22 protein-coding genes are annotated in these 26,567 nt (G+C 46.7%); 8 read left to right on the plus strand and 14 right to left on the minus strand.

Features of this window, described 5'->3' with window-relative positions; genetic code table 11:
• Positions 1-30 precede the first annotated feature (30 nt).
• Entirely contained in the window at positions 31-516 is a 486-nt protein-coding gene (locus tag VV1_RS10545; protein ID WP_011080113.1) for a MarR family winged helix-turn-helix transcriptional regulator, read from the minus strand.
• Positions 517-909: 393 nt separating this feature from the next.
• On the opposite strand from VV1_RS10545, the gene VV1_RS10550 reads away from it, so the two are divergent.
• The gene (locus tag VV1_RS10550) at positions 910-2,481 is read left to right on the plus strand and encodes a BCCT family transporter (RefSeq protein WP_011080114.1); all 1,572 of its coding nucleotides are present in this window, start codon (positions 910-912) and stop codon (positions 2,479-2,481) included.
• Between the two features lie 189 nt (positions 2,482-2,670).
• A complete protein-coding gene (locus VV1_RS10555; protein WP_011080115.1) occupies positions 2,671-4,554 on the plus strand; it encodes a methyl-accepting chemotaxis protein in 1,884 nt (627 codons plus the stop codon).
• 84 nt (positions 4,555-4,638) lie between these two features.
• Here VV1_RS10555 and VV1_RS10560 read toward each other — a convergent pair whose 3' ends face one another.
• Positions 4,639-5,355 (minus strand): 3'-5' exonuclease, encoded by a 717-nt coding sequence (locus VV1_RS10560; protein ID WP_011080116.1) that lies wholly within the window; start codon positions 5,353-5,355, stop codon positions 4,639-4,641.
• A 3-nt stretch (positions 5,356-5,358) separates the two neighbouring features.
• A complete protein-coding gene (locus VV1_RS10565; RefSeq protein WP_011080117.1) occupies positions 5,359-7,236 on the minus strand; it encodes a DUF294 nucleotidyltransferase-like domain-containing protein in 1,878 nt (625 codons plus the stop codon).
• 186 nt (positions 7,237-7,422) lie between these two features.
• Between VV1_RS10565 and VV1_RS10570 the strand changes: the two genes are divergently transcribed.
• Positions 7,423-8,055, plus strand: coding sequence for an outer membrane beta-barrel protein (locus VV1_RS10570; RefSeq protein WP_011080118.1), 633 nt, complete (start codon positions 7,423-7,425; stop codon positions 8,053-8,055).
• Positions 8,056-8,115: 60 nt separating this feature from the next.
• Here VV1_RS10570 and VV1_RS10575 read toward each other — a convergent pair whose 3' ends face one another.
• The 4 genes from VV1_RS10575 to VV1_RS25085 form a co-directional block, all read right to left on the minus strand.
• Positions 8,116-9,306 (minus strand): amino acid aminotransferase, encoded by a 1,191-nt coding sequence (locus tag VV1_RS10575; RefSeq protein WP_039554086.1) that lies wholly within the window; start codon positions 9,304-9,306, stop codon positions 8,116-8,118.
• Between the two features lie 306 nt (positions 9,307-9,612).
• Positions 9,613-11,067, minus strand: coding sequence for an HD-GYP domain-containing protein (locus VV1_RS10580; RefSeq protein ID WP_011080120.1), 1,455 nt, complete (start codon positions 11,065-11,067; stop codon positions 9,613-9,615).
• Between the two features lie 299 nt (positions 11,068-11,366).
• The gene (locus tag VV1_RS10585; protein ID WP_026050646.1) at positions 11,367-11,666 is read right to left on the minus strand and encodes a hypothetical protein; all 300 of its coding nucleotides are present in this window, start codon (positions 11,664-11,666) and stop codon (positions 11,367-11,369) included.
• Positions 11,667-11,843: 177 nt separating this feature from the next.
• Positions 11,844-12,074: a hypothetical protein gene (locus tag VV1_RS25085; protein ID WP_011080122.1), complete on the minus strand. Its 231-nt coding sequence runs from the start codon at positions 12,072-12,074 to the stop codon at positions 11,844-11,846.
• Positions 12,075-12,234: 160 nt separating this feature from the next.
• Here VV1_RS25085 and VV1_RS10595 point away from each other — a divergent pair, with 160 nt between their 5' ends.
• Positions 12,235-13,641, plus strand: a complete 1,407-nt coding sequence (locus VV1_RS10595) for an aminotransferase-like domain-containing protein (RefSeq protein ID WP_011080123.1) — start codon at positions 12,235-12,237, stop codon at positions 13,639-13,641.
• Between the two features lie 82 nt (positions 13,642-13,723).
• The gene (locus tag VV1_RS10600) at positions 13,724-13,957 is read left to right on the plus strand and encodes a hypothetical protein (protein ID WP_011080124.1); all 234 of its coding nucleotides are present in this window, start codon (positions 13,724-13,726) and stop codon (positions 13,955-13,957) included.
• A 67-nt stretch (positions 13,958-14,024) separates the two neighbouring features.
• On the opposite strand, the gene asnS is transcribed toward VV1_RS10600, so the two are convergent.
• Together asnS and VV1_RS10610 are read right to left on the minus strand one after the other, a co-directional pair.
• On the minus strand, positions 14,025-15,425 hold the full coding sequence (gene asnS, locus VV1_RS10605; protein WP_011080125.1) for an asparagine--tRNA ligase: 1,401 nt from the start codon (positions 15,423-15,425) through the stop codon (positions 14,025-14,027).
• A gap of 175 nt (positions 15,426-15,600) precedes the next feature.
• The gene (locus tag VV1_RS10610) at positions 15,601-17,226 is read right to left on the minus strand and encodes a methyl-accepting chemotaxis protein (protein ID WP_011080126.1); all 1,626 of its coding nucleotides are present in this window, start codon (positions 17,224-17,226) and stop codon (positions 15,601-15,603) included.
• Between the two features lie 299 nt (positions 17,227-17,525).
• On the opposite strand from VV1_RS10610, the gene queD reads away from it, so the two are divergent.
• Complete coding sequence (gene queD, locus VV1_RS10615) at positions 17,526-17,888, plus strand: 6-carboxytetrahydropterin synthase QueD (RefSeq protein ID WP_043920969.1); 363 nt, start codon at positions 17,526-17,528, stop codon at positions 17,886-17,888.
• A 72-nt stretch (positions 17,889-17,960) separates the two neighbouring features.
• Here queD and VV1_RS10620 read toward each other — a convergent pair whose 3' ends face one another.
• The 5 genes from VV1_RS10620 to VV1_RS10640 all read right to left on the minus strand — a co-directional run bounded on the left by VV1_RS10620 (position 17,961) and on the right by VV1_RS10640 (position 24,226).
• On the minus strand, positions 17,961-18,428 hold the full coding sequence (locus VV1_RS10620; protein ID WP_011080128.1) for a GNAT family N-acetyltransferase: 468 nt from the start codon (positions 18,426-18,428) through the stop codon (positions 17,961-17,963).
• A gap of 180 nt (positions 18,429-18,608) precedes the next feature.
• The gene (gene tpdA / locus VV1_RS10625) at positions 18,609-20,324 is read right to left on the minus strand and encodes a cyclic di-GMP phosphodiesterase TpdA (RefSeq protein ID WP_011080129.1); all 1,716 of its coding nucleotides are present in this window, start codon (positions 20,322-20,324) and stop codon (positions 18,609-18,611) included.
• Between the two features lie 273 nt (positions 20,325-20,597).
• Entirely contained in the window at positions 20,598-21,959 is a 1,362-nt protein-coding gene (locus tag VV1_RS10630; protein ID WP_011080130.1) for an L-serine ammonia-lyase, read from the minus strand.
• 96 nt (positions 21,960-22,055) lie between these two features.
• Positions 22,056-23,309, minus strand: coding sequence for an aromatic amino acid transport family protein (locus tag VV1_RS10635; protein WP_011080131.1), 1,254 nt, complete (start codon positions 23,307-23,309; stop codon positions 22,056-22,058).
• Between the two features lie 290 nt (positions 23,310-23,599).
• On the minus strand, positions 23,600-24,226 hold the full coding sequence (locus VV1_RS10640) for a CoA pyrophosphatase (RefSeq protein ID WP_011080132.1): 627 nt from the start codon (positions 24,224-24,226) through the stop codon (positions 23,600-23,602).
• Between the two features lie 67 nt (positions 24,227-24,293).
• Between VV1_RS10640 and VV1_RS10645 the strand changes: the two genes are divergently transcribed.
• On the plus strand, positions 24,294-24,851 hold the full coding sequence (locus tag VV1_RS10645) for a heme NO-binding domain-containing protein (RefSeq protein WP_011080133.1): 558 nt from the start codon (positions 24,294-24,296) through the stop codon (positions 24,849-24,851).
• A complete protein-coding gene (locus VV1_RS10650) occupies positions 24,844-26,559 on the plus strand; it encodes an ATP-binding protein (protein ID WP_011080134.1) in 1,716 nt (571 codons plus the stop codon). The genes VV1_RS10645 and VV1_RS10650 overlap by 8 nt, the downstream gene beginning before the upstream one ends.
• The last annotated feature ends 8 nt before the right edge of the window (positions 26,560-26,567 follow it).

Genomic DNA, 26,567 nt, shown 5'->3' on the forward strand with positions numbered 1-26,567 from the left:
GAAAAACATGCCTGCAATGGGCTCGCCGTGTTAAGACTCTTGCTCGGTTTTGGCGATATTGCCAATTTCAAGAATAGGCGCAACGTCTATTTGCTCCGCACTCATCATGCTAGAGATGCGTTGCACCGAAGAGAGTAGCAACGACTGCTCCCACTCCTGCAGTTTTTGAAATTCAGTCACAAAGTTTTCTTGCAATGGCATCGGTGCTTGTGCAAGCAGCGCTGTTCCTGATTCTGTCAATATCGCGTGGACCTTTCGCTTGTCTTCTTGGCTACGTACACGCTGCACATGACCATTCCTTTCGAGGCGATCAAGGATAGTGGTTGCGGTGGCTTGGCTCATGTTGGTGTGATTAGACAACTGACGGATGGTCACCTCACCCAGATCTTTTATGGCCCGCATCAAGATAAGCTGTGGCGCGGTAAGCCCAGACACCTTGTTCAGTTTCTTTGAATGGAGATCGATCGCGCGAATGATTTGACGAATTGCGATCAGGACTTCTTCATGTTTTTCCACTATGGCCAGCCTATCCGATTTTTACTGTTGGGGGTGATTTGCACATATCGCGATTGACTCGACCTTAATTCGTTGAATCCCTTATACATCAAGGGGACAAGTTTGAAATGGAAGAGGCAATAAGAAGCGCATTTTAGCGCATCTTTTGGTAAATTTCACTTCGTTGTGTAATGTTTAGATGTCGAATTATTTGTTGTGTCGTTTAACTGATTATATTGTTCCTTTAATTGAGGTTTAGGCCTGATTTTTGGTGGTAATTTGCATTTTGTGTGCGATTTCTGTTAGGGTATTAGCCGATTTGAAATGGTAAATGTGTTGTTCTCTAACTAATATTGGGCTGTATTTTCAAAATTAGTTAGTGTCTTTTGAAAAGTTATCGTTAAGTGAGTGAGAATGACAAAAGGTATAGATAAGTACAGTATTGACAGTACGGACTACACCGTTGGACAAGATAATGTTCAGCGTTGGGGATTCGATGTTCACAACCCAGTTTTCGGCATCAGTGCTGGATTAGTGGGTCTATTTTTAGTTGCTGCATTAGTGTTGGATGCGCACACGATGAAAACCGCTTTAGACGGTATTAAATGGCAAATCATCGGCGCGTTTGACTGGTTGTTTATTTGGTCGGGCAATATTTTTGTCATCTTCTGTTTGGCGTTGATCGTCTCTCCGTTAGGTAAGATTCGCTTAGGTGGTCGTGACGCAGTCGCGGATTACTCTTTTTTATCTTGGATCGCCATGCTTTTTGCAGCAGGGATGGGTATTGGCTTAATGTTCTGGAGTGTGGCCGAGCCAGTTGCCTACTTCACTGGCTGGTACGAAACACCGCTCAACGTTACGCCAAATAGCCCTGAAGCTGCTAAGTTGGCGATGGGCGCGACCATGTTCCACTGGGGATTGCATCCTTGGGCGATTTACGGTGTTGTTGCACTCTCGTTGGCCTTCTTTACTTACAACAAAGGCCTGCCGCTTTCGATGCGCTCTATTTTTTACCCTTTGCTGGGTGATCGCGCATGGGGTTGGGCAGGGCATCTGGTTGATATTTTAGCTGTGGTCGCCACCTTATTTGGCCTTGCTACTTCCTTGGGATTGGGCGCACAGCAGGCTGCCAGCGGTATCCACCATGTGTTTGGTGTGGAAGCGGGTCTTGGCCTACAAATCGCGGTGATCACCGTGGTGACTTTGCTGGCTGTGGTTTCGGTTGTCCGTGGTATTGATGGCGGTGTAAAAGTCATTAGTAACATCAATATGCTGGTGGCGTTTGCTCTGTTAGCGTTGGTTGGCTTGATTGGTTGGGCGGTCAGTGTTGGTTCCGTCTCTACCACCTTAAGTGCCTATATTGAAAACATCATTCCTTTGAGTAATCCAATTGGTCGAGAAGACGAAGCTTGGTTCCAAGGTTGGACAGTATTCTACTGGGCATGGTGGATTTCATGGTCACCATTCGTGGGCATGTTCATCGCGCGCGTATCAAAAGGTCGCACCGTTCGTGAGTTTATGACAGCGGTACTGATTGTACCTACGGTGGTAACGCTGCTTTGGATGTCTGTGTTTGGCGGTATGGCGATTGACCAAGTGATTAACGGTATCGGCGAGCTGGGTGCGAAAGGGCTAACCGATGTGCCACTCGCGATGTTCCAGATGTTTGATCAGCTTCCATATGGCACTTTACTGTCGGTTATTGCTGTGGTGTTGGTGTTGGTGTTCTTTATTACCTCGTCGGACTCAGGTTCGTTGGTGATCGATTCCATTACCGCGGGCGGTAAGGTGGATGCACCTGTACTGCAGCGTGTATTCTGGGCCTTTATGGAAGGCGCGATTGCCGTTGCTTTGCTCTGGGTAGGTGGCACTGAAGCGATACAAGCACTGCAAGCGGGGGCGATTTCTACCGCATTGCCATTCACCTTTATTTTGCTTGCAATGTGTGTCAGTTTGCTTATGGGTATGCGCACCGAGAAGCAATAACCATTCATCTATCTCTAGCCGACCTTTATGGTCGGCTTTTATTTGTCGTACGGTATAAAAATGACACTGATAATTGCATGGATAACAAAGACTTAACGTACTCTGTTTGCTGTAATAATTAGTGCATCAATAATTGATTCTGTGTAATATCGCAGGCGAAAATTTGTTCCCCCAACAAGACCTTACGACATGAAATTAACCCTGAAACAAAAGCTCATAGGCGCAAGCCTATCGGCGGTAGTGATCATGGCTACCGTTTTGACTTGGCTGTCCGCTGGACAGCTGTTTGATCAAACCCGTAATGGCGTTTACGCTCGAGCAGAAAGCTTAGGTGTGGCGGCCTCACAAGGCATTTCTGACTGGATTGCGATTCGTAAAGACATTGCTCGCGCGTTTAACGATTACAGTGAAGAAAGCGATGTGGTGCCGTTTTTGCAGCAAGCGCGCAAAGCAGGCGGATTTGACGATATCTTTTTAGGTACGCCAGCAGGTGATATGTACCGCTCTCATCCTGAGCGTAATCGCCCTGATTATGATCCACGTGTTCGCCCTTGGTACAAGGATGCCACAGCCGCAGGCAAACAAATCATTACCACTGCTTATCAAGATGCCATCACCAATGCGCTACTGGTGACCATTGCAGAACCCGTCAACCGTGGTGGTAAAATGGTGGGCGTTGTTGGTGCTGACGTTCTTATCGACCAACTGATCAATGACGTTATCAACCTCGATGCAGGTGAAAATGCTCATGCGATGCTGATCGATACACAAGATGGCACTTTCCTCGCACACCCAGACAAAAATCTTGCGCTCAAGCCCGTTAACACTTTATTGAAACAATTTACTTTGCAAGATATCGAGCGCTCAGCGTCTCAAGGTAATATTGAAGAAGCGACCATTAACGGCAAACCTAAGCTTTTCTACTTCACGAAGGTGCCTGAGACACCTTGGATGTTCGCGATTGAAATGGACAAAGCGACCGAAGAAGCAAGCCATAGCCAATTATTGCGTGAAATGCTGATCACAGCAGTGTTGATCACCATCGTGGTGATTGTTGCGGTTTCTTGGTTGGTGGGCTTCTTGTTCCGTGACCTAGGCCGTGTATCTAAAGCACTGGAAGAGATCGCTTCAGGTGAAGGCGACCTAACGCAACGTCTTGAGCCTCGCAGCGATGACGAAGTGGGCAAGTTGGCGGAAAACTTCAACCGTTTTGTCGGCAACATGCACACTATGGTGAGTAAGTTGAGCGCCGTTTCGGCTTCGTTGTCTGAGCAGGCGAAAACCACAGCAATGCGTGCAGAAGAGCGTAGTCAGCGCATTTCTCATCAGCAAGATGAGATCAACATGGTCGCGACGGCAGTGAATGAAATGGCAGCCGCAACGCAAGAGATCGCGGGCAATGCCGACCATACGGCGCAAAATGCGGAAGAAGCGGTTTCTGCCTGTGTGCATGGCTCTGAGCAAGTGACACAAACTCAAGGTTCGATCCAAAACTTGGCGAAAGAAGTGCAAGTCGCGACCAGTGTTATCCAAGAGTTGGAAGCACACGGCAATGCCATCAACACCATTCTTTCTACCATTCAAGGGATTGCTGAGCAGACCAACTTATTGGCACTGAACGCAGCGATTGAAGCGGCGCGTGCGGGTGAGCAAGGTCGTGGTTTCGCCGTGGTGGCCGATGAAGTTCGTGTGCTAAGTCAACGTACCCATGCTTCGACCAAAGAAATCCAACACACGATTGAAATGCTGCAAGGTACAACCGTTCAAGCGGTGGGCATTATGGACGACAGCCGCCAGTTAGCGGGTACCAGCGTTGATGATGCGAACTCGGCGGCAGTGAGCTTAACGCAAATCCATACCGCCGTTGAGCGCATCAGTGATATGGCAACGCAAATCGCGTCAGCAGCAGAAGAGCAGGCCTCTGTTACCACCGAGATCACACGTAATACCGAAGGGATCCGCGACGTCTCTAACGAGCTCGCGTACGAAGCGCAGCAAGCGGCTACTCAAGCTGCGATGCTTTCTGAGCTATCACACGAGCTGGAACAGGAAATCCGACGCTTCAAACTGTAAGCGCTGTTGTTACACACCAAAAAGGAGCTGGTCATTCAGCTCCTTTATTATGCTCGAAACTTGAGGCTTGTTCTTTTGCCTCGGCTATCGCCACAGCTCTGAAACAGGCGTCTGCGAGGAAAAGTGATGGGCGATCTGTGCTTGGAACAGCTCAGCGGTAGCAATGGCATCGGTGAGTGCGTGGTGTGCGGAGTAATCGGGTAGACCATAGCGACGACGACTTTGGGCTAAACGGACTGAAGGAAGCGATTTCCCTTTGAGTCGATTCAGCCAGCCACCAAATTGCTGTTTTGCCCACTGACTTTCAATTTCCATGGTGTCGATCAGGGGAAATTCAATGCCTTCATTGATTCGTTTACGTAACGCGCTATCAAAAAATGGCCGCTCAATATGTTGGTAGTGGACCACCACCACTTTACCCGCAAGGCAATCAAGCACTTCATCCAATACGTCGATTAAGTCGGGCGCGCGCTGAACTTTACTGTGCGTAATACCATGAATGACGACGGACTCTTCATGCAACTGATCTTCCGGTTTGACTGTCCAATAGCGTGCCTGTTGCAGCCGTATTCGGTGTAAATCAAAGGGTACCAGCCCAATGGAAAGAATATCGTGTTGATTGGGATTTAAGCCAGTGGTTTCAAAGTCTAAGGCCACCAGTGGCGTTGAGCCTATCACTGTCTCACCCGAGACGGGCGGTGATTGATAAAATCGGCGCAAGCGCGCATCGGCAACTCGCTGCTGCTTTTGCAGGAATTTGTGCTGCCATTCAAGCTTGGTGGGTTTGAGTAAAGAGATCATAAGCTACTTAAAATGGCTGGAGGCTTGGTAACGAAACTTCAGGAAATTCTGCGCGTTACTCAAAATCTGAAACGCATCTTTTAACGTTCGGCGTTCAAAGTCGGACAGGTTTTCAGGCTCAATATTGTTGTCGGGTTCATTGTCATTTTCGACATCAATGGCTTGATGGCGGATGCGCACCATGGAGATGAACTCCAAGGCATCTTTAAGATTTTGCGCACGACCTTTAGGCAATATGCCCGCATCGATGATGTCATCAAGACGTTCAAAGGAGTTTTTCGCCGTTGAACCGACGGCAAGCGCGTGCACACGAATCAAATCGGCCAAAGGTGCGGTACCTCGACGTTTTAAGTTGATCGAGTTGTTATGTCGACCGTCTTTTTCCATCACAAAATCTTTGAAAAATCCCAACGGTGGTGTGCGATTCAAGGCGTTTCTTGCTAAACAAGCCAAAAAGCGTGGATTGCCTTTGGCACGTTTGACGACAAACTCGGTCAGTTGGTCTGCCCATGCGACTTGGCCGGAAACTCCATCAAGGTCAAAGAAAATCGACGCGTTGAGCAGCGCTTTGGGATTAGGATCGTCAATCCAATCGGCAAAGCAATCTCGCCATTGGGCCTTAGTCATACGCCAGATCGGATTCGTAGCCATAATATCACCAGTGCAATACTGATAGCCGCATTCATTGAGCGCATCACAGACGATATGAGCCAGTTGTTCAAAGTATTGACCGTGCACGCTTTCTTGATAGCTGTCATCCAAAATAATCGCATTATCTTGATCGGTCACCAGCAGTTGCTCGTCCCGTCCCATCGACCCCAGCGCCAAAAAACAGTATCGGATGGGGGGAGGCCCCAATTCTTCCTCAGCCAGTTCGATAATGCGCTGCTTAAAGCTTCGTCCAATCACCGACATCGCACTGCCGACCATATGTGAGTTGGCATCCTCATTGACCAAACGCACGAAACTGGCTTTGACCTCTTGAGCGATTTGGGCCAAGCCTTCAAAACTTTGCTGTTGGAATATTCGGCTAACGAGCAGCAGAGAGTTTTGCGATTCATAACGGACAATGTCGGTGGCTTCAATAATGCCCAGCAGTCGGTTGCCTTGCAAAATGGGTAAGTGATGAACGTTATGGCGTAACATCGTGAGCATCGCTTCATAGACGTAGGCATTGTGATCCAATCGAATCACCTGTGGCGTCATAACCGATGCCACGGGTTCATTGGGGGATTTTCCTTGAGCCACAACACGAGTGCACAAATCTCGGTCGGTAACGATGCCTGCGATAGGATCACGGTTTTCTTCATCGGCTGTTTGTAACACCAAAAGCGAAGAGACTTGTTCATCGGCCATTCTTTGTGCTGCGGTTTGAATGGTCGCGCTGGCGTCAATGGTGGGGGCGGTCCGAGTGAGTAGGGTGCGCACTTTGGAGGTGGTGAGATCATTGGCCTCATTTACCCCTTTCACCGCTTGGCGAAGTCGTGTGGTTTGTTCCACTTCCACAAAGTCAGCGAAGCAATCGTGCTGTTCATACAACTGCTGAAATATCGCTTCAGGAATGGTGTACACCAAGCAATCTTTGATTGCCGTTACGGGGAAGCGCACACGGTTATTGGTCAACAGGCCCATTTGCCCAAACAGCGCCCCCTCATCGAGACGGTTATAGAGTTCGCCATTTCGGCGGTACACTTCCACCACACCGCTTCTGACCAGAAACAGTTCGTGGATCTCGTCACCCGCGTTAATGATGGGGTTTTGGCTGCGGTAGTAGCCAATCTCGATGTGATGGGCGACGTGCTCCAATGTTTCATGAGGCAGTTCGCTGAAGGGAGAGTGAAGGGAAAGAAAGTGAAGAATGTCGCTTAATTCTGCTTCCATAATCAAACCTTTTGGGTTTTGAGCCTATGGTGACCCGTTGTACGCATAAGCACTCCATGGTAGCGCAATTGTGCTTTGAGCTAAATGCAATGAGCCAAATTTCTCGGAAAATGAGCCACTTCGCGTATTTCATTGTCGATATCGTCTACGCTTAGTTTAGATAAACGCCAAGGAAAGAGGTTGAATATGATAAAACGCGGTTGGTTTGTCATCCCCATATTATGTTCGATGAGCAGTGTCGCGGAGGAAGCCAATGTGCCAGCTTCTACGCAAGCGGCATACAACAGCATCGCATTATGGGTCGGCTCTGGTACGACCAATCAGGATTGGTTAGAAGGGTCGAACGCATCATTTTTTGAAGTGGAAGGCGGACATCTCTATTCCTCGAATGTGCTGGTAAATATGAACTATTCCGCACAATTCTTTCACCCAGACTCTTATACCGTCAGAGTGGATAGAGCACTGCTTTCCGCCGGGTATCGCTACGCACTGCACGAAAAACTCGATGTCTATGCCTTTTATGGCTTGGGAGGATTTCGAGAAGAAGAACGACAAAAAAGTACAGATACCAAATTAAACTCAGAGAAAGGTCTGTTACGCGGTGGCAAAGTGGGTTTTTACTATTTCGCGACGGATAAATTGAGTGTGCAAATTGAAGGCGAGTTCACGCGTAGCGATTGGGTTGATGAAGATAATGCCAAGCTCTCAGTGGCGTATCAGTGGGGAGAGCGATTCGGTAGTAGCGCTTTTTACAAATACCGAGATGCGGGCAAAGACTACATCAATGAAGCAGGCATCTCCCTTAAGTGGGTTTATTAGCGTAAGCGTTCACAAACAAAAAAGGCCGTTTGAACGGCCTTTTTATTATCATCTTGCGAATTACAGTACCGCAGCGATGGCTTTACAAAGCGGACCCATGTTGGATTTGGTCATGCCCGCAACGCTGATGCGACCAGAACCGACGATGTAGATCGCAAACTCTTCTTTTAGGCGAGCCACTTGATCTTTGTTCAAGCCAGAGAAAGAGAACATGCCGTTTTGACGTTGGATAAAGCTAAAGTCAGCCGCAACGCCTTCTTCTTTCAGTGTCGTAACAAAAAGTTCGCGCATCTCTTGGATGCGATCGCGCATCTCTGCCACTTCCGCTTCCCACTCTGCACGAAGCGCGGCATCGTTAAGGATGTGAGTCACTACCGCACTGCCGTGCGCTGGTGGGTTTGAGTAGATAGAGCGAATGATCGCTTTCACTTGTGAGAATGCCGTTTCTGCGATCTCTTGGCTTTCAGCCACTAACGTGAATGCGCCTACACGCTCGTTGTACAGACCAAAGTTTTTCGAGAATGAACTTGCTACGAGGATCTCTTTGTTGAATTTAGCGAAGGTACGTAGGCCTTGCGCATCTTCTTCAACACCTTTCGCGAAACCTTGGTAGGCAAAGTCAAATAGTGGAAGTAGGCCCTTGTCGGCAACCAGTTTAGCAAGCGCTTCCCACTCTTGTGCCGTTGGGTCGATGCCTGTTGGGTTATGGCAACATCCGTGCAGCAGTACCACATCACCAGCGGACGCTTTTTCAAGGTCGGCCAGCATAGCGGCAAAGTCTTTGTCTTTGGTTTCTGGGTTGTAGTAAGCGTACTCAACCGTTTCTAGGCCTGCTGCGCGGAACACACCATGGTGGTTAGCCCAAGTTGGGTTGCTGATCCAGATTTTTACATCGCCGAGTTGGCGTTTGATGAATTCGCCTGCAACGCGCAGTGCGCCAGTACCGCCAGGTGCTTGTGCTGTTTTTGCACGTTGCGCATTGATTAGCTCAGCATCCGCACCAAACAGTAGTTTTTGAACCGCTAATGCGTATTCTGCTGTTCCTTCGATGGTTAGGTAAGATTTGGTTTTCTCGGTTTCAACAAGCGCTGCTTCCGCTTTCTTTACCGTAGCAAGAACAGGAGTTTCACCTTGTTCTGTTTTGTAGATACCCACGCCAAGGTTAATTTTTTCTGCGCGAGGGTCTTTTTTGAATTCTTCAGTTAGGCCAAGAATCGGGTCCGCGGGAGCGGCAACTACTTTTTCAAACATAATCTTCATCCATGTTAAATCGAAGGGGGTAGGTCTGTTTATGTTTCAGGGCCCAGCGAGACCATGAAACATAATCAGGCATTCACATAACAGCATTAAGCCTAACCGATAAACATTGAGGCGAAAGGATGAGCCAATCGCAACCGTCTATTTATACCTTCGAGACATAGCGGACACAACAGTTTGTAAGTAGAAAAGTTAAAAAAAATTTGATTTGAAACAGAAGTGCTAATGAATTGCGAGTTTTGCTAATAAAACACCCCAAAACCGCGGGGGAAATTGGGGTGTTAACATGATGTTAGAGGTCTAATGAGTTGCGGAGTCTTGATATTGTGCTGCAATACGACAAAACTGTGCTTCTACCGCTAAAAAGGCGTCGACCACTTGAGGGTCAAAATGCTTTCCTTTGCCATCAAGAATGATCTCTTTGGCTTTATCATGACTAAACGCCGGTTTGTATACACGCTTAGAAATCAGCGCATCGTAGACGTCGGCGAGCGCCATTAATCGCCCAGATAATGGAATCGCTTCGCCAGCCAGTTGATTGGGATAACCAGAACCGTCCCATTTTTCATGGTGAGAGAGGGATATCTCTTTAGCCACTCGTAAAAAAGAACTAGAGCCCATGCGTTTTTCAGCAATCGAGAGGGCATCAGCGCCAATTTGTGGGTGACCTTTCATGATGTCAAATTCTTCGTCAGTTAATTTGCCTGGCTTGAGCAGCACACTGTCGGGGATACCGACTTTTCCCACATCGTGGAGGGGGGCGGATTTATAGAGTAAATCGATGTAAGTTGGCGTCAGCAGAGAAACGTGTTGTGGGTCTTGGGCTAAATGCTCTGCCAATGCCTTAACGTATTCCTGCGTGCGAATAATGTGGGCACCCGTTTCGTTGTCGCGCGATTCGGCGAGCGCAGCGAGACTGACGATGGCCACATCTCGAGTGGTTTTTACCTCATCTTGCGATGCTTGCAGGCTATCCAACATTTTGTTGGTGAGCGCCGCCATTGAACCCAATTCATCATGCTCGAAAACAGCCAGACGGCATCCTATTGCACCATTGGTCACTTCTTGTAGGGAATGTTCTTGTCGCAACAAAATCTTTTTCATGAGTTTCGACCACAAGAGGAGAATGGCTAGGACATACCCACCTAGTACTACGCCTAAATAGATGAACTCTTTAATGATGCTGATCTTGCCACTGCCATCGAGTAATCTCTCTGGGTTGTGCTCCAGCCAAAAAATGTCTTTCACCGCCACCATGGTCAGCATGGTGGTCAACGCGATGATAAGCAGCGTCATCATCAAAATGAGCTGTTTGATAATCGATTGTCGCTCGCCACTCAGTGTATCTTGGCGGGTGGCATTTTCCTCAAGAAGCTCAAAGCGAAGTAATTTGGCTTTGAGTTGCAGGATCAATCCAGTAAAAAAGCCAAACAACGTCATACCAAACAGCACTTTTAAGTTGCTATCAATGGTGAAGTCATATTGGCTGTTGTAGTAGTAGGCAAGAGGTAAGCTGCCGATAAAAAACAACACGGTATCGAGCTGCGCGTGTTTTTGCTCGCGGACCCATCGATGTTGAGAAAAGAAAAAGTGTCGTACAGCAAAGACAGCAAGAAAAGTAATAGAAACGTGCACCAGCACTTCTAGCGGTGACAGCGTTGCCAGCATAGGACAAACGCGACCGCCATAAGTACCAAAAACGATGGCGGCAAGCGCATAGAGTTTGAAAGTTAATGGCGCGTTGTAATGAGACATTGTGTAAGCCCTTGTTATTATCATTCGCAGCAAATGCGACTTGGCCAGTTCTCTGCTTGATTGAACCTTCAGCATTACGCTGATTGTTCAAAGAAAAGAACCTTCTTCTCACTTTAGTGTAGAAGAGTGCCTCGCATCAGCTTGGAATATTCAAGCAAGCAAAAACATTCTTGTTGCAAATAAAAGACCGAGCATTCTATGTTCTCATTGCAATAAAGGATACATTTTTACAACGAAAAATAAAAAAAGCACCGACGATCATTCGGTGCTTTATTCATTAGGTGATGTATCGAAAGCGTTTATTTCTTCAGGTTGATTTCTGATTCGATTGCGTTGGTTTCGATGTCAGGATTGTTTGCTAGTTTTTTCGCTGCCCAATCGTTCATATGTTTAAGAATCGCTTTCATCGCGTGTTTCTCTGTTGGCTGAGAACCCTCTTCTACGTCTAGCTCTTGTTTTGGGTGTGAGCCAGTCGCGTCTTCCGCAATGTGCAACCAATCTGGATGCCAATAGTAAGGTTGGCCAGATGGGGCAGTCCAGCTATGGACGCCATTGGTTTCGCCTTTGTATTGAATGTCATCTGAGTTGTATTTTTTCATTTTTATCATCTCTTGTTTTGCGACAGCTGTGCGCATAATCACTATAAGCTGCGTAAATGTAACAGATGCGCGCAAAAATAACGTGAAGTGAATCTCGTTGCTATCGTGCGTCTTTTTGACAATCTGTTCTAGTTCTCATTTCGAACGATTGGCAAGCTCATTGCGATGGTAAGTAAGCTATTCACCGTTGAGATGTTTGACAATCGCTTCAGCGGCGTGTTGCTCTGTGGCGGTTTCACCAGCAGGCACGTCTAATTCGCGTTTGGGATACATACCTATAGCGTCTTCTGCAATATGGAGCCAGTCCGGATGCCAGTAGTAGGGGTTGTCGCCTTGAGGGTGATCCCAGCTATGAACACCTTGATGCACGCCGTTATATGAAAGATCGTCTAATGTAAAAACTTTCATTGTTCCTCCTAAGAGATGCATGATTTCACTGACAGTATGGGACAAAAATGGCCAATTTGTAGCAAGAAATGTGACAACTAACTTTGAACAATTACTCATTGCGCAAATTCAGCTCAACAAACTGTGATATGGTTGCTCGGCTTCGTTTTATGAGGGATGTATGAATCGTTATCGCCAACTGGCACAGTCGTTTAGACAGCAGATCGAAAGTAAAACTTGGAGAGCGGGAGAAAAACTGCCTTCAGTGCGAATGGCTTGCAAGCATCATGGTGTCAGTGCGGGTACCGTGTTACAGGCGTATCAATTGCTTGAAGCGCAAGGGTGGGTTATTGCAAAGCCGCAATCGGGTTATTTTGTCACCTCTGATTTTCAACGACTCACGGCACCACGAGAACCGTCCGTGAGTGCGCTACCGTCATTTAGTGACGAGTTGTATGACTTTCTGAAAGATCAAAGTGAGCGTCAGGCGGTGAAACTGGGTTCGGCTTTCCCCGATGTTCATCTTTTCCCCTTAGAAGCCCTCAATCGCAATTTAGCCAGTGCGGGGCGTAAGATGTCTGCGAATGATCTGCTCAACAACTTACCGCCAGGCAATGAAGCATTGAGACGCTTGATTGCACAGCGATATATCCAGCAAGGGATGGATTTGACCCATCACGACATCGTTATGACCTCGGGCGCAATGGAAGCGCTAAATCTGAGTTTGCAAGTGGTTACAAAACCAGGAGATACCATCATCGTCGAATCTCCGTGTTTTTATGGCGCACTGCAAGCGGCTCAGCGGCTTGGGCTCAACATCATTGAAGTTGATGTTGATGAGTGTGATGGTCTGAATCTTGAGCAGTTCGAGCACGTGCTTGCTAACAATGAAGTCAAAGCGTGTTGGTTGATGAGTAACTTCCAAAATCCAACAGGCGTGACATTGAGCGAGCAAAAGAAGCAAGCGGTGGTCGAGCTCGTTCATCGTTATCAGCTTTACTTAATTGAGGACGATGTTTACTCCGAGCTCTACTATTCACAAGATAAGCCCAGCTCGTTTAAAACCTATGATCGGGAAGATTGTGTATTGCATTGTGGTTCACTGTCGAAAAGCTTGTGCCCCGGTTATCGGCTTGGTTGGGTCGTGACAAGGCGTTTTAACCATGCAATCCAAAAGTTGCAGCTGACTTCTACGTTATCGGGCAGTGCACCGATACAACAAGGCGTTGCGTATTACTTGCAAAACGATGGCTATGATAAACATCTGCGCAAGTTGCGTAGCACGCTAAAACAACGACAGCAATGGATGATGAACGAACTCAGGCGACAATTGCCTGATACGGTGCAATTTTCATCGCCGACGGGTGGCTATTTTTTATGGCTTAAACTGCCTGAATCTATTCAAGCGCATCAGGTGTACACACATCTGAAGCAGCAGGGTGTGCTATCGGCTTATGGCGGTTTATTTAGCCAAACAAAGCGATTTGAGCATTATTTACGTATCAATTGCTCATTGCCGGAAAGTGATGACCTTGTGCAAGCAATCCGATGTTTGGCGGTGACGATTAACCGTCTCGCAACTGATTAGGGATTTTTCCACACAACTGTGCCTGTAGAGAGAAGCGACGGTGTGATTCAATAAAACTCCCTGACAAAAGGAGTGATGATGGATGGCAACTGAGCGGAGCAAACAACCGGCAAAACAAGAAATTAAACTGATGATTGTCGCTATTTTTAGTGCCTTTTTATTGGTGTTTGCACACCTGATACTAGCGAAATCTTTTTCACAGCTATTTTGGACTGAATACACTGCGGCAATCATTCCATTTTTCATGCTTGGCTTGTGCTTACTAGGCGTGAGGTATGCCTTGAATGCGGATATCGAAAATGATGCGCAAGAGTAATATTGCCTTAAAAAACAAAAGCCTCCGACTTGGGAGGCTTTTTCATTTCAACGACAATTCTAAAAGATTAGAAGTTTGCGTTACGTGGTGTACGTGGGAATGGGATCACGTCACGTACGTTGCCCATGCCTGTTACGTAAGAAACAAGACGCTCGAAGCCTAAACCGAAACCAGCGTGCGGTACGGTGCCGTAACGGCGCAGATCGCGATACCAGTTCATGTGTTCTGGATCGATGCCCATTTCAACCATACGAGCATCCAGTACATCTAAACGCTCTTCACGTTGTGAACCACCGATGATTTCGCCGATGCCCGGTGCGAGAACGTCCATCGCCGCAACCGTTTTGCCATCTTCATTCATACGCATATAGAACGCTTTGATGTCTTTCGGGTAGTTTTTCACGATAACCGGAGCTTTAAAGTGCTCTTCTGCCAAGAAACGCTCGTGCTCAGAAGACATGTCGATACCCCATTCAACTGGGAACTCGAACTCACGGCCAGAATCCAACAGGATTTGAATCGCGTCTGTGTAATCCACTTGTGCGAAATCAGAACTCACGAACTGTTCTAAGCGATTGATGACATCTTTGTCGATGCGGCTAGCAAAGAACTCGAGATCATCACGACGCTCTTCAAGAACGGCGGCGAACACGTATTTCAGCATGTCTTCAGCCAATTTCGCGATGTCATTCAGATCAGCAAACGCGACTTCTGGCTCAACCATCCAGAACTCCGCTAGGTGGCGGCTGGTGTTTGAGTTTTCAGCACGGAAAGTCGGGCCGAATGTGTAGATTTTGCTTAATGCACACGCGTACGCTTCACCGTTTAGCTGACCAGAAACGGTTAGGAATGTCTCTTTACCAAAGAAATCTTCGTTGAAATCAACATCACCGCTCTCAGTGCGAGGTAGGTTCGCAAGATCCAGTGTTGACACGCGGAACATCTCACCAGCGCCTTCACAGTCAGAAGCGGTGATAAGCGGAGCCGATAGCCAGTAGTAGCCTTGCTCGTGGTAGAAACGGTGGATAGCTTGAGACAACGAGTGACGAACACGTGCAACTGCACCGATCACGTTAGTACGTGGGCGTAGGTGAGCCACTTCGCGTAGGTACTCGATAGAATGACGTGTTTTCGCCATTGGGTAGGTATCTGCATCTTCAACCCAACCCACCACTTTCACGTCAGTCGCTGCAAGCTCAAACGCTTGACCAGCGGCAGGCGAAGCCACAATCTTACCCGTTACTTCAACAGAGCAGCCAGTCGTTAGCTTGAGTACTTCGTCGTTGTAATTATTAAGATTATTTGGGACCACGGCCTGAATCGGGTCGAAACAAGAGCCGTCGTAGATGGCAAGGAAAGAGATTCCAGCTTTGGAATCACGACGTGTACGGATCCAGCCGCGTACAGTGACTTCACTGTCCACTGCCAGCTTACCGCTTAATACGTCTTTTACAGGCGCGTAAGTCATGTTTTAAATAATCTCCATTGAGGTAAACATACAACCCAATGTTTGCCAAAAACGTAAGCGTTCAAAAATTAAGCGAAACATTGGGTTGGATAGAATTTTACAGATTCATCGGAACATATTACCTGTCAATTCGCCAGCTTCAACCTTTAATGTTCATTCCAGCCAAGAAATTCTTTCATTTCGACTGAAACGAACGGTTGTTGAGGGTGAATTGGTTGATTAATTGCTCTAGATGCTCTGAAAGCTGTTCTAACTCGACAGAGATATCGCGCGTATGGCTCGCGGAATGCGAGGTGTCATCGGCGTGTTGGGTGATGGTGCCAATCTTGGCTTGAATCGCTAGGCTGGATTGGCTGGTTGCTTGCGTTTGCGATTGAATGTGCTTGGTGTGCGAGAGGACTTGATGCATCTCCTCAACCACTTTGCGCATGGTGTCAGACAAGGCTTCTACTTCAAGAGAGCGCTGGTGGGCATGCTCGGAGACTTGCGCCGCCGCGCGCAGAGAGTCGGAACTGCCTTGTTGGAATTGAGCGATGATCGAGCCGATATCGCCTGTGGCGACGGCAGTGCGGGAGGCTAGGCTGCGTACTTCATCGGCAACCACGGCAAAGCCTCGGCCTTGTTCTCCGGCGCGAGCGGCTTCAATGGCAGCATTCAATGCCAGCAGGTTCGTTTGATCGGCAATGGCGTGAATCACACTTAAAATTGACGAAACCTCGTCGGTTTGCGCATTCAACTGAGAAATCCGGTCTCGTACTTTATCAATATCGCCGACGAGATTTTTGATCTCTTCACTGGCATTGTGCGCTTGGTTGGAGCTGGTGGTTGCCACTTCCACGGTGTGATTCACCAACTCGGTTGCATTGACGGTGGCTTGTTCGACTTCGAGCTGCTGATGTTGCATCGCTTCGATGGCGTTTTGTACATCGCTGGTTTCTTGTTGTTGGTTGTTTGCCGCAGAGTCGGTGCGTTGGGCCACATGCGTTAGGCGGGTCGCTGAGTTAGCGAGCGAGTGAGAGGTCGATTGTACTTGATTAAGGCTCTCTGTGACCGTGTCCATAAAGGAGTTAATTGATGTGGCCAGCACACCTACCTCGTCATTTTGAGCGATAGTAACGCGTTGGGCGAGATCCTTGCTTTTACTGACTTTGGTCATAAAGTGCGATGTGGCTTGAATAGGGCGTACAATGATCTTGCGGATCAGCGTCATGGTGATCAAAAAGCCCACAAAAGCAATCGAAGACATAATCGCAATGGCAAACATCGCTTGCTTATTAATCATCGAATTGACATGGCTTAAGTTGTATTCCAAACGAATTGCACCCAAGACTTCGCCTTCTGCAGCCATATGACAGGCCACACAATTGGTGCCTCGGTAATTCTCGCTGGATTTCATTGGCAGAGCGACGACCAAACCTTTGCCCCAATCGGCTTCCACAGGTTCGATCACCAACTCACCATTTAACGCTCTCTGATCGATGTCATCTTGTGGGGCTTGATTCGCTTGGCCTGGACCATACAACTTACTCACCAACTCACTGCGTAATACACGGACTTGCTCAATACCATCTTGGGCGAGGGCTTTTTGTCGCAATGTCTCTTTCTGGGCCATAGTGCCCGTGAGCATCATCATATTTAGGCTGTCGAAATAGTTACTGGCCTTGTCGTGCAGTTGTTCACTTAAAACAGAGTTAATAAGCTGTTTTTGTTGATAATATTGATAAGCTGTCGATACCGCTAGGACAAAGGTAAAGACGGTGATAAGGGCAACAAGTAATTTGAACGTAATGGTTGAGCGCATAGTTTTTATAATTGAGTTTTGGAATAGACCTCAATATTTTAAGCTGACGTTTAAAGTGTCGCGATCATGAGATTTCTGCAGTGTGACCATAGACAAAATAAGGTTTTTGTAAATGTGATGTGAGTACGTTGTGAACGTATTATTGACGTAATGGTCATTATTCCGACATGCGACTTAGGTCTAATCCATAGAGCGAAACGTTTGGCTGGAGATTATTGTTCGATATTCACAGCCAACGCTTGTCACTCCTATAATTAATCCTTAGTATTGCCACTCTTTGAAAAAGCCTGAGTATCGTGATGAGAACCGAATTGTATAAAGAGTTCATGTTTGAAGCTGCCCATCATCTTCCACATGTTCCTGAAGGTCATAAATGTGGTCGCCTACATGGCCATTCATTCTTAGTTCGTTTATATGTTGAAGGTGAAGTGGATCCGCATACGGGCTGGGTAGTGGACTTTGCTGAAATCAAAGCGGCGTTTAAACCGATTTATAACCGCTTAGATCACTATTACTTAAATGATATTAAAGGCCTAGAAAACCCAACCAGCGAAGTACTGGCAAAATGGATTTGGCAACAACTTAAGCCAAATTTGCCGCTACTGAGCAAAGTGGAAATCAAGGAAACCTGCACCGCAGGCTGCATCTACAAAGGTGAGTAATCTCCTTTAGCAAATTGAAACAAAGGCAAGCATCAAGCTTGCCTTTGTTGTTTCTGAGCTGGGTTAAAACGTTTATCCCAGTGGGTGGCGTAAAATCCACTCTTTTTCTACTTCGCCATAGATGACTTTATCGGTATTGGTAAAGCCAGCAGAGAGGAAAAACTGATTGGCCGTTTTGTGGCTGTTTGGCACGGTCAGGCAAAGAGAATTACTCTCTGGATCAATGGTGTACGCATACACAAACAGCTTTTTCAGTGCCTCAGTTCCTATACCTTGACGTTGGTATTGACGATCAATCATCAGGTAGTTCAGCCCCAGCTCATGGCGTTTGGCAAATGGCGCGTGCTGAGAAAACCCTTTATCAATGACCAAATAACCAACCGTCGAACTGTCCGAATAAATCGTAAAAAACGCTTCGGACTTATGGCGTTTTTGATAAGCCTGCTCAAAAGGCTTAAAAAATCCTTTTTGTTCTTCATGCACATCCAATTGCATCAAGCTGGCGAAATCTCGTAGCTTAGTAGGCTTTATTGCAATCATGACAGTAAATAGCGAAACGATAAGTGCGAGGTGGCATTATAAATTCCAATCAATGCTATCGTCTAGGTATTTGATTGTATTCATAATTGGCTTCATTACTGCTGGCTTTCATTTCGTGCAAAGTTTGTTCACGGTGATTGTACTGTTGATGAAATGACACTCACCGTGACAAGCAAAGTATTAATAGTGAAGCGGATAGTAGTAACCCTGATGCACATAGGCTCCAAGGGTGGTGAGCAAATGGGCGCTGTCGGCCGTCTCAACACCTTCAACAATCACAGTGCAGTGGTAGGTTTTACCCATGGCAATTAATTGTCTTAGTGTTTCAATTTTCTTGTCATCACTTTTTACCCCAATCACAAACTCGCGGTCGATTTTGAGATAGTCAGGATTAATCTTGCTGATCAAGGCGACGTTATTGTTGCCAGTCCCAAAGTCATCAATGCTGATTTTGCAATCGAGCTGCTTTAACTTGGCCACATTTTGGTAAATTTCGGCAGTGTAATACATAGAGGCATTCTCGGTTATCTCAATGGTCAGCAAACGACAATCGAGGCTGGCGAGTTCACGATAGAGTGCGGAGAAATTATGCCCTTGCAGTAATGTGGGGCAGACATTGATGCTAATTGGCACTTTAAGTGATGGTTGGTTGGCATAAATGGCCCGAAGAACCAGAATGGTGTGAGTAAGCAACAAGCCATTACCAATCAGGGTTTCAATGAACTTTTGTGTGTTTTTGACCTTAAATCGGGATAAGGCTTCAAAATGAATGGTTTTTTGTGTCGAAGTGTTATAAATCGGCTCTAGGCGGATACTAAAATGTCGAATAGCGAGAAGATAGAACAGAAAAGCTTGGATCGACTTGTATCGAAGCACACACAAAAAGAACGTACTTAAAGCCAAGATGCTCTGAAACGGGCCAGAGACATAAAACACTTCCTTGTAGCCGTTGTTGTCGGTTTTAAAATGAAAAAAGCGCTCTTTGGTATTGCCGATCTCAAGGGACGTACCGGTGTTGGTGGAGAGTTTCATTCCTGCGAGGAAAAAGCGTGAGATATGATTTTCGACACTGTTTGACAGATTGATGTTTTTGACTCGCACCAGCACCACAGCGTCATTGAGTTCATAGGCTTGGGTGGTGTAGTTTTCGTTTTTGCTCCATTCGTTGAAGGCTTTTTCGCTGACTGGAGAAACCGTCTCTGGTGTGATCAAGCATCGTATGTTGAATCTATCGAGCATCATGCTCGACTCCACCAATTTAACATTGTCAAATTGCTCTCTTAGCGCCGCTTCGTTGGCAAAACAGCTCATTTCAGACAGGTTTTGCGCAATGTCGAGTGAGCTGTCTAGGTAGTTGTGCCGTACAATACTGTTAATGGCGTAATAGCATACGGCGAAAAAAATCAATGCCGTCACCAACATGACCAGCGTGATGTCAGAGTAGATCTTGCGGTTCTTCAGCCCAATGGCCAGCGCTTTCCAGACACTGTTTTTGGTGTGTCGATTAATGCGCTCTTGCTGATAAAGGCCGTTGTCGTAGTGATGCTGCATAAGAAATGGGATGAAATATCCTGTCCGATGAATGTTTTCGATGATGTTTTTATGAGTGGTGAAGTGATCTTCCGTGAGCTTGCGAAACTTCTTTCTTAAAGCGGCCACCGCATTTTTAAACCCATTTTCGGGCAGTGCCACCTTGTATTGCTGAGTGATTTTTCTCTCGACAGAGCGCTGACTGACGGGAGCATTTAGGCTACCGTGTGCGGCGATAATCGACAGAATGGCATACTCATTTTGTGTGACGGGAATAGCGTCGTGGAGTGTGTTATTGAGCTCTAGTGAAATTTCGTTTTCGGACAAGCAAACGCAGATTTGGTTTCCTAGTTCAAACCTAATCATGTGTTGTGGGGCTCCAAATTAAATTTTTGGCTACGTTATCAATAAATTGCGGTTTGGGATGTGATTTTTTACGGGGATATCCTAAACAATTGGATATAGTGATGATTTTAGAATTTTTTATAGTTTTATAAATGAAACGATTCAGAGCGTAGCAATAAGGGTGAAATGAGCGGTCTAAAGGGCGAGCAACCGCTTGGAACGACGAACAGAGAACAGCACAAAAAAAGCCCAGGCAATAAATACCTGGGCTTAAATCTCATTACGCTGAGGATATTAGCAAATCACTTTAATGGCTAGGCCACCTTGTGATGTTTCACGGTATTTCGCGTTCATGTCTTTGCCTGTTTCCAGCATCGTCTCAATCACTTTATCCAAAGAGACGCGAGGTGCAGAAGAGCGACGAAGTGCCATACGTGTTGAGTTAATCGCTTTCACCGCCGCAATACCATTACGCTCGATACATGGAACCTGTACCTGACCTGCAACTGGGTCACACGTTAGACCAAGGTTGTGCTCCATAGCGATTTCTGCTGCCATACACACTTGCTCTGGGCTACCGCCCATAAGCTCAGCAAGGCCAGCTGCTGCCATAGAACAAGCCACGCCTACTTCGCCTTGACAGCCGACTTCAGCGCCAGAGATAGAAGCGTTACGTTTGTACAGACCGCCAATCGCACCCGATGCAGCAAAGTAACGGATGTAATCTTTCTCTGTCACTGTTTGGATGAACTTGTCGTAGTACGCTAGAACGGCTGGGATGATACCACATGCGCCGTTAGTGGGTGCTGTTACGACTCGACCGCCTGCTGCGTTCTCTTCGTTTACCGCAAAAGCGAACATGTTTACCCAGTCAACCACGGCCATAGGATCGTTCGAGGTTTTTTCTGAGGTTAGCAGTTGCTGGCGAAGTGCTGCCGCACGACGAGGAACACGCAGTGGACCAGGCAGAATGCCTTCTTCGTTCATACCACGCTCCATACACTCGCGCATGGTGCGCCAAATGTTTGCGAAGTAAGTACGAGTCTCTTCATCTGAGTGCAGAGCGTGCTCGTTTTTCATCACAAGTGCGCTGATAGACAAACCGTGCTCTTTACACTGGTTGACTAACTCTTCCGCTGAGATGTACTCATAAGGGACTTTGATAGAGCTGTTGTTGTCTTTACCAAAGTTCTCTTCATCCACGATGAAACCACCACCGATTGAGTAGTAGGTTTTTGAGTATACTTTTTCGTCATCAATCCAAGCGTGGATTTGCATGCCGTTTTCGTGCAACTCAAGATTGGTCTTGTGGAAGTTCATTCCGCCTTCACGAGGGAATGAAACGGTATGACAATGCATGCCAACTGGCAGGCGTTCAGTTTCTTCTACACGAGCAATGAAGCCCGGAATGGAATCGATATCCACCTTCTCTGGTGTATTACCAGCAAGACCCATGATGATGGCGATATCCGTATGGTGACCTTTCCCTGTCAGTGATAATGAACCATAAACATCAACGGTGATTTTAGTGATGTCACGTAATTTTCCCATTGCGCGAAGATCATCAATAAACTCTTTACCCGCTTTCATTGGACCTACAGTGTGTGAGCTTGAAGGACCAACGCCGATCTTATAGATATCAAATACACTAATCATTTTGATTACCTCAAAAGTAAGCCTCCCAAGGAGGAGGGAGGCTTTATCTTATCGTTATGCTTTTGTCTTTATTCTCATCTTACAGGGGGAGTGAGATTAAAGAGCGCCGTAGATTACAGAAGTAATAGAAGCAAGACCACAGATAACTGTGAAAATCTGCACAGCTGCTGAAGTTTTATACTTCGCCATCGCTGGCACTTTTTGCATTGCAAATACAGGCATTAGGAACAGGATTGCCGCAATCATTGGTGCGCCCATTGTTTCAATCATGCCTAGGATACTTGGGTTAACGATAGCCACGATCCAAGTAGTGATAACGATGAACAGTAGCGACGCTTTCTCGATCTTGCTGATAGGGCTGTTTGAGCGAGATTTGATCAGACCAACTAGACCTTCATGCGCACCAAGGAAGTGACCGAAGTAGCTAGAAGTGATCGCTGCAAACGCAACCAGTGGACCAAGGTAAGAGATCAGTGGAGACTCATGCACGTTCGCTAGGTAAGAAAGTACAGAGATGTTTTGCTCTTTCGCAGAAGCCAGTTGCTCTGGAGACATAGACAGCACAACAGAGAATACGAAGAACATCACAAAGCCCATTAGCATCATCGCTGCACCGCCAGTGATCGCATCGGTTTTCTGAACCGCTTTGTCACCATGCTGTAGGCGTTGTTCTTTAGAGAACTGAGAGATGATTGGGCTGTGGTTGAATGAGAACACGATGATCGGGATAGCTAGCCATACGACAACAGGCATAGAAGACCAATCAGGTGCCACTTGCATCATCGACGTGTTCCAATCTGGGATCAAGTAGACAGAAAGTGCAAGAAGAACGAATACTAGTGGGTAAACCATTGCAGACGTTGCTTTTAGCATCAGTTCTTTACCAAATACCACACCAGCGGTCATTGCAAGGATCAATGCGCCAGATAGCAGTGGACGTGGAATGGATTCCATACCCATTTGGTTAACAAGGAAAGAGTCTACTGTGTTTGTGATACCAACACCGTAAATCAGAACGATTGGGTAGATAGCGAAGAAATAGGCAAAAGTAATAAGGTTTGCGCCAGTCTTACCAAAGTGCTCTTCTACAGTGTCAGTGATGTCCGCTTCAGGGTTCTTAGCAGAAAGAACGAAACGAGCGAGAGATTTGTGAGCGAACCAAGTCATTGGTGCTGCAAGTAGCGCTAGCATAACTAATGGCCAGAAGCCGCCAGCACCCGCTTTAATTGGAAGGAAAAGTACACCAGCACCTACCGCTGTACCGAAAAGGGACAGACACCAAGTGAAATCTTTGTAAGTAAACTTACTAGAAGATTGTACGGCAGGAGCCGCAGTTGAAGTTGTTTTCATTTTTGATTACTCATTTTGGGAACAGGAAATAAGTCGGCCGCAATTCTGCACTTTTTTGTTGCAAGAAAATTAGATCTAAATCATGTATTGCTCGTGCTTATTGAATGATATGTCAAAAACCTGTTTATTATCACGAAAATGATGTGCTACACGTGATTATTGCTAATGCATGCCATTAGAAAAACTAATTTGAAGGGGTGTTTGTACAAAATATTCTCATGCCAAACGTTTGCCTTGGCGGAGATTAAAATAACTAACCTGATGCTTGGTAACGAGGCCGTTAACAACTCTTAACCTCGTTTCATAATTTGTTGCTGCATGGCTTGGATTATCTGGGCAGTCATCCCCCAGATAAAATGATGCTGATAGGGAATGGCAAAGACTCGATGATGAGATTGATTCACGCGAAACTGGGCACTTTTCAGTTTCTGCGTATCAAGTAGGTGATTGGCGGGCACTTCGAACACCTCATCGACCTCATTTTTATCAATGACGATTTGATAATTTGGTTCGACAAACGCCAATATTGGTGTGACTTTGAACCGACTGACGGTAACCAATTCCGGCATTTGGCCAAAAATGGAGATCGCATCGGGTGCAATTCCTATCTCTTCGCGGGTCTCGCGCAACGCCGTTGCTTGTAAAGAACAATCACTCTCTTCGTACTTGCCACCCGGAAAGCTGATTTGCCCCGGATGATGTTTCAGATGAGAGGCGCGTTTAGTCAGAATCACATTCAAGCCTTGTTCTCGTTCAACAAAGCCAATTAACACGGCGGCATCGCGAAGCTTACTGCCTTTCAAGTGTGCAACACGTGCGGTGGACTCTGCGTGATAACCGCGAGGCAGATTGAACTGAAAAGATTGTAATAGTTGATTTTTATTAAGCTCAAACAAGGTATTACCTCTGCCCGTCATTTGATCAAACCTACTTTATACACCATGCTTATTTGGCATAGCGTCTAATTACAGGGTAGCGCAAAAAATGAAGGGAATCATTTTCACTGAATTTTTGGAATTGGTCGAAGAGAAATTTGGTTTGACCGTACTGGACGATATTTTGGACAGGGCAGGAGATGAGGGTGTCTACACCGCAGTAGGGAGCTACGACCACCGAAAACTGGTCAGTTTGATTGTGCATCTTAGCCAAGTGACGGGGCTGTCTGTTGAGCAGTTGCAAGAGGTCTTCGGTGAGGCCGTGTTCGACAACTTATTGGCGTCCATTTCTAATCGTTCAAGCCTGCATCAATGTCACTCAACCTTTCAGTTTATTCGCCATGTGGAAGAGTATATCCATGTTGAGGTGAAGAAACTCTACCCCGATGCCAAGCCACCGGAATTTATCTTCATCGAACAAGATCGAATGAAGATGGTGTTTGACTACAAAAGCGCGCGTTGCATGGGGCATGTTTGCCTTGGATTGATGAGAGGGTGTGCCAAGCATTTTGGCGAAGAACTGGCGATACAGATGGAGACACTCAACCCAACAGGCAGTCACGTTCGTTTCAATGTTGCTTTGGTAAAGGGTAAACAAGATGGATGATTCTTTGCATCTCAATCGCAAACTCCAACGCGCCATCGCCTCAAGAAAAGAAGCGGAAAGGCTGTTGGAAGAAAAAAGCTTGGAGCTTTACCAATCCAATCAACAACTCAAACTGGCGTTGAAGCAGTTAGAGTTAAAATCGGAACAACAGCTTTTCAAGTTTGAGTTTGAGCAGCAAATTGATGACACCTTAATCACGTTTGGTCGAGTCTTCATTGTCGATGGTATCGACGACTTACTATTGGCCAATCTATTGGAGCGTCTTTCTCGTGCGTCAGTGATTCGTCAAGCGTGGTTGAAGCTGGATAAGCCCATCCTAACTACGCTAAAAAGCCTTGAATATGGGCTGAAGCCGACGGGGTTTCTCTATCGAGCTGACGATACCCGAACGCGTGCTGAGTGGTTTGGCGACGCGCTTTGCATTCCCATTATTTTAGAAAGTGAACATGTTGGCAGCATGGTTTTCACCATTGATCACTTCGATATCGATCTCGATTTTATTTCCAACCAGCTTTGCCTGATCGCTGATTTGGTCAGCAATGCACTCAATCGTCAGCTCTGGATGGAGCGAGAAACGGAGCTACGCAAGCGAGCAGAAGAGTCAGAGAAAGCGACCAAAGAGTTCGTCGCGATGATCAATCATGAGCTACGCACCCCGTTAAATGGTGTTTTAGGCAGCGCAGAACTGCTGGGTAACACCTACCTCAATGATGAGCAGCAACTCTATTTAAGAAATCTACGTCAGGGGGGAGAGCTGCTGCGAGTCATCATCAATGATCTGCTCGATTTCAGCAAAATGAATGCTGGCATGATGGAAATTGTGCCGAAAGTGTTTCGTTGGCGAGAGGTAGAGGAGTCCATCGTAGGGATATTTGCCGCCAAAGCGAGTGAGAAACAGATTGGCTTTCACATTGAGAAACAGTTTGGCATGCCTAGCTGCGTATGCGGAGATGTTGAGCGAATCAAACAAATTTTGGTGAACTTGATTGGCAACGCGATCAAGTTTACTCAACATGGGGCCGTTACGTTTCGTACTCATTGGCAAGACGATGTGTTGTCAGTGGAAATAGAAGATACTGGGATTGGCATCGCCGAGCAGGCTAAAAGCACCTTATTTGACCCTTTTGTCCAGGCAGACCGCAGTAGCAAGCGTAACTATGAAGGGTCAGGTTTGGGGTTGGCGATATGCCAAAACCTCTGCCATTTGATGGGAGGAGAGATTGGTTTTCGTAGCGAGTTAGGTCAAGGTTCCTGCTTCCATTTTGCCATTCCACTGCCAGCAAGTGATGAGCCGTTGCTTGAACCACACACTGAACAGGTTGAGCGTCATCAGTTGGATTGGGTTGCACTGAAAGTACTGGTAGTGGATGACATACGCATGAATCAGGTCATCATCAATCAAATGTTGAAAAAGCTACAAGTCACACCGGACGTGAGAAACAACGGTGTGGAGGCGCTTCAGGCGGTCAGTCAGCAAGATTATGATTTTATATTCATGGATTGTCGCATGCCGGAAATGGATGGTTATGAGGCGACCCACTATTTACGAGAGCAGGGGCTGGCGATTCCCATTGTGGCACTGACTGCCGGCACGACATTGGAGGAGCGGGAAAAGTGCTTAGTGAGTGGCATGAACGACATTTTGACCAAGCCCTATACCGCAGACGATGTGGAACGGATCATGCTGAAGTGGCTAGTGAGCGGATAAGCAATAGC

The organism is Vibrio vulnificus CMCP6, assembly GCF_000039765.1.
GTDB classification, from domain to species: domain Bacteria; phylum Pseudomonadota; class Gammaproteobacteria; order Enterobacterales; family Vibrionaceae; genus Vibrio; species Vibrio vulnificus_B.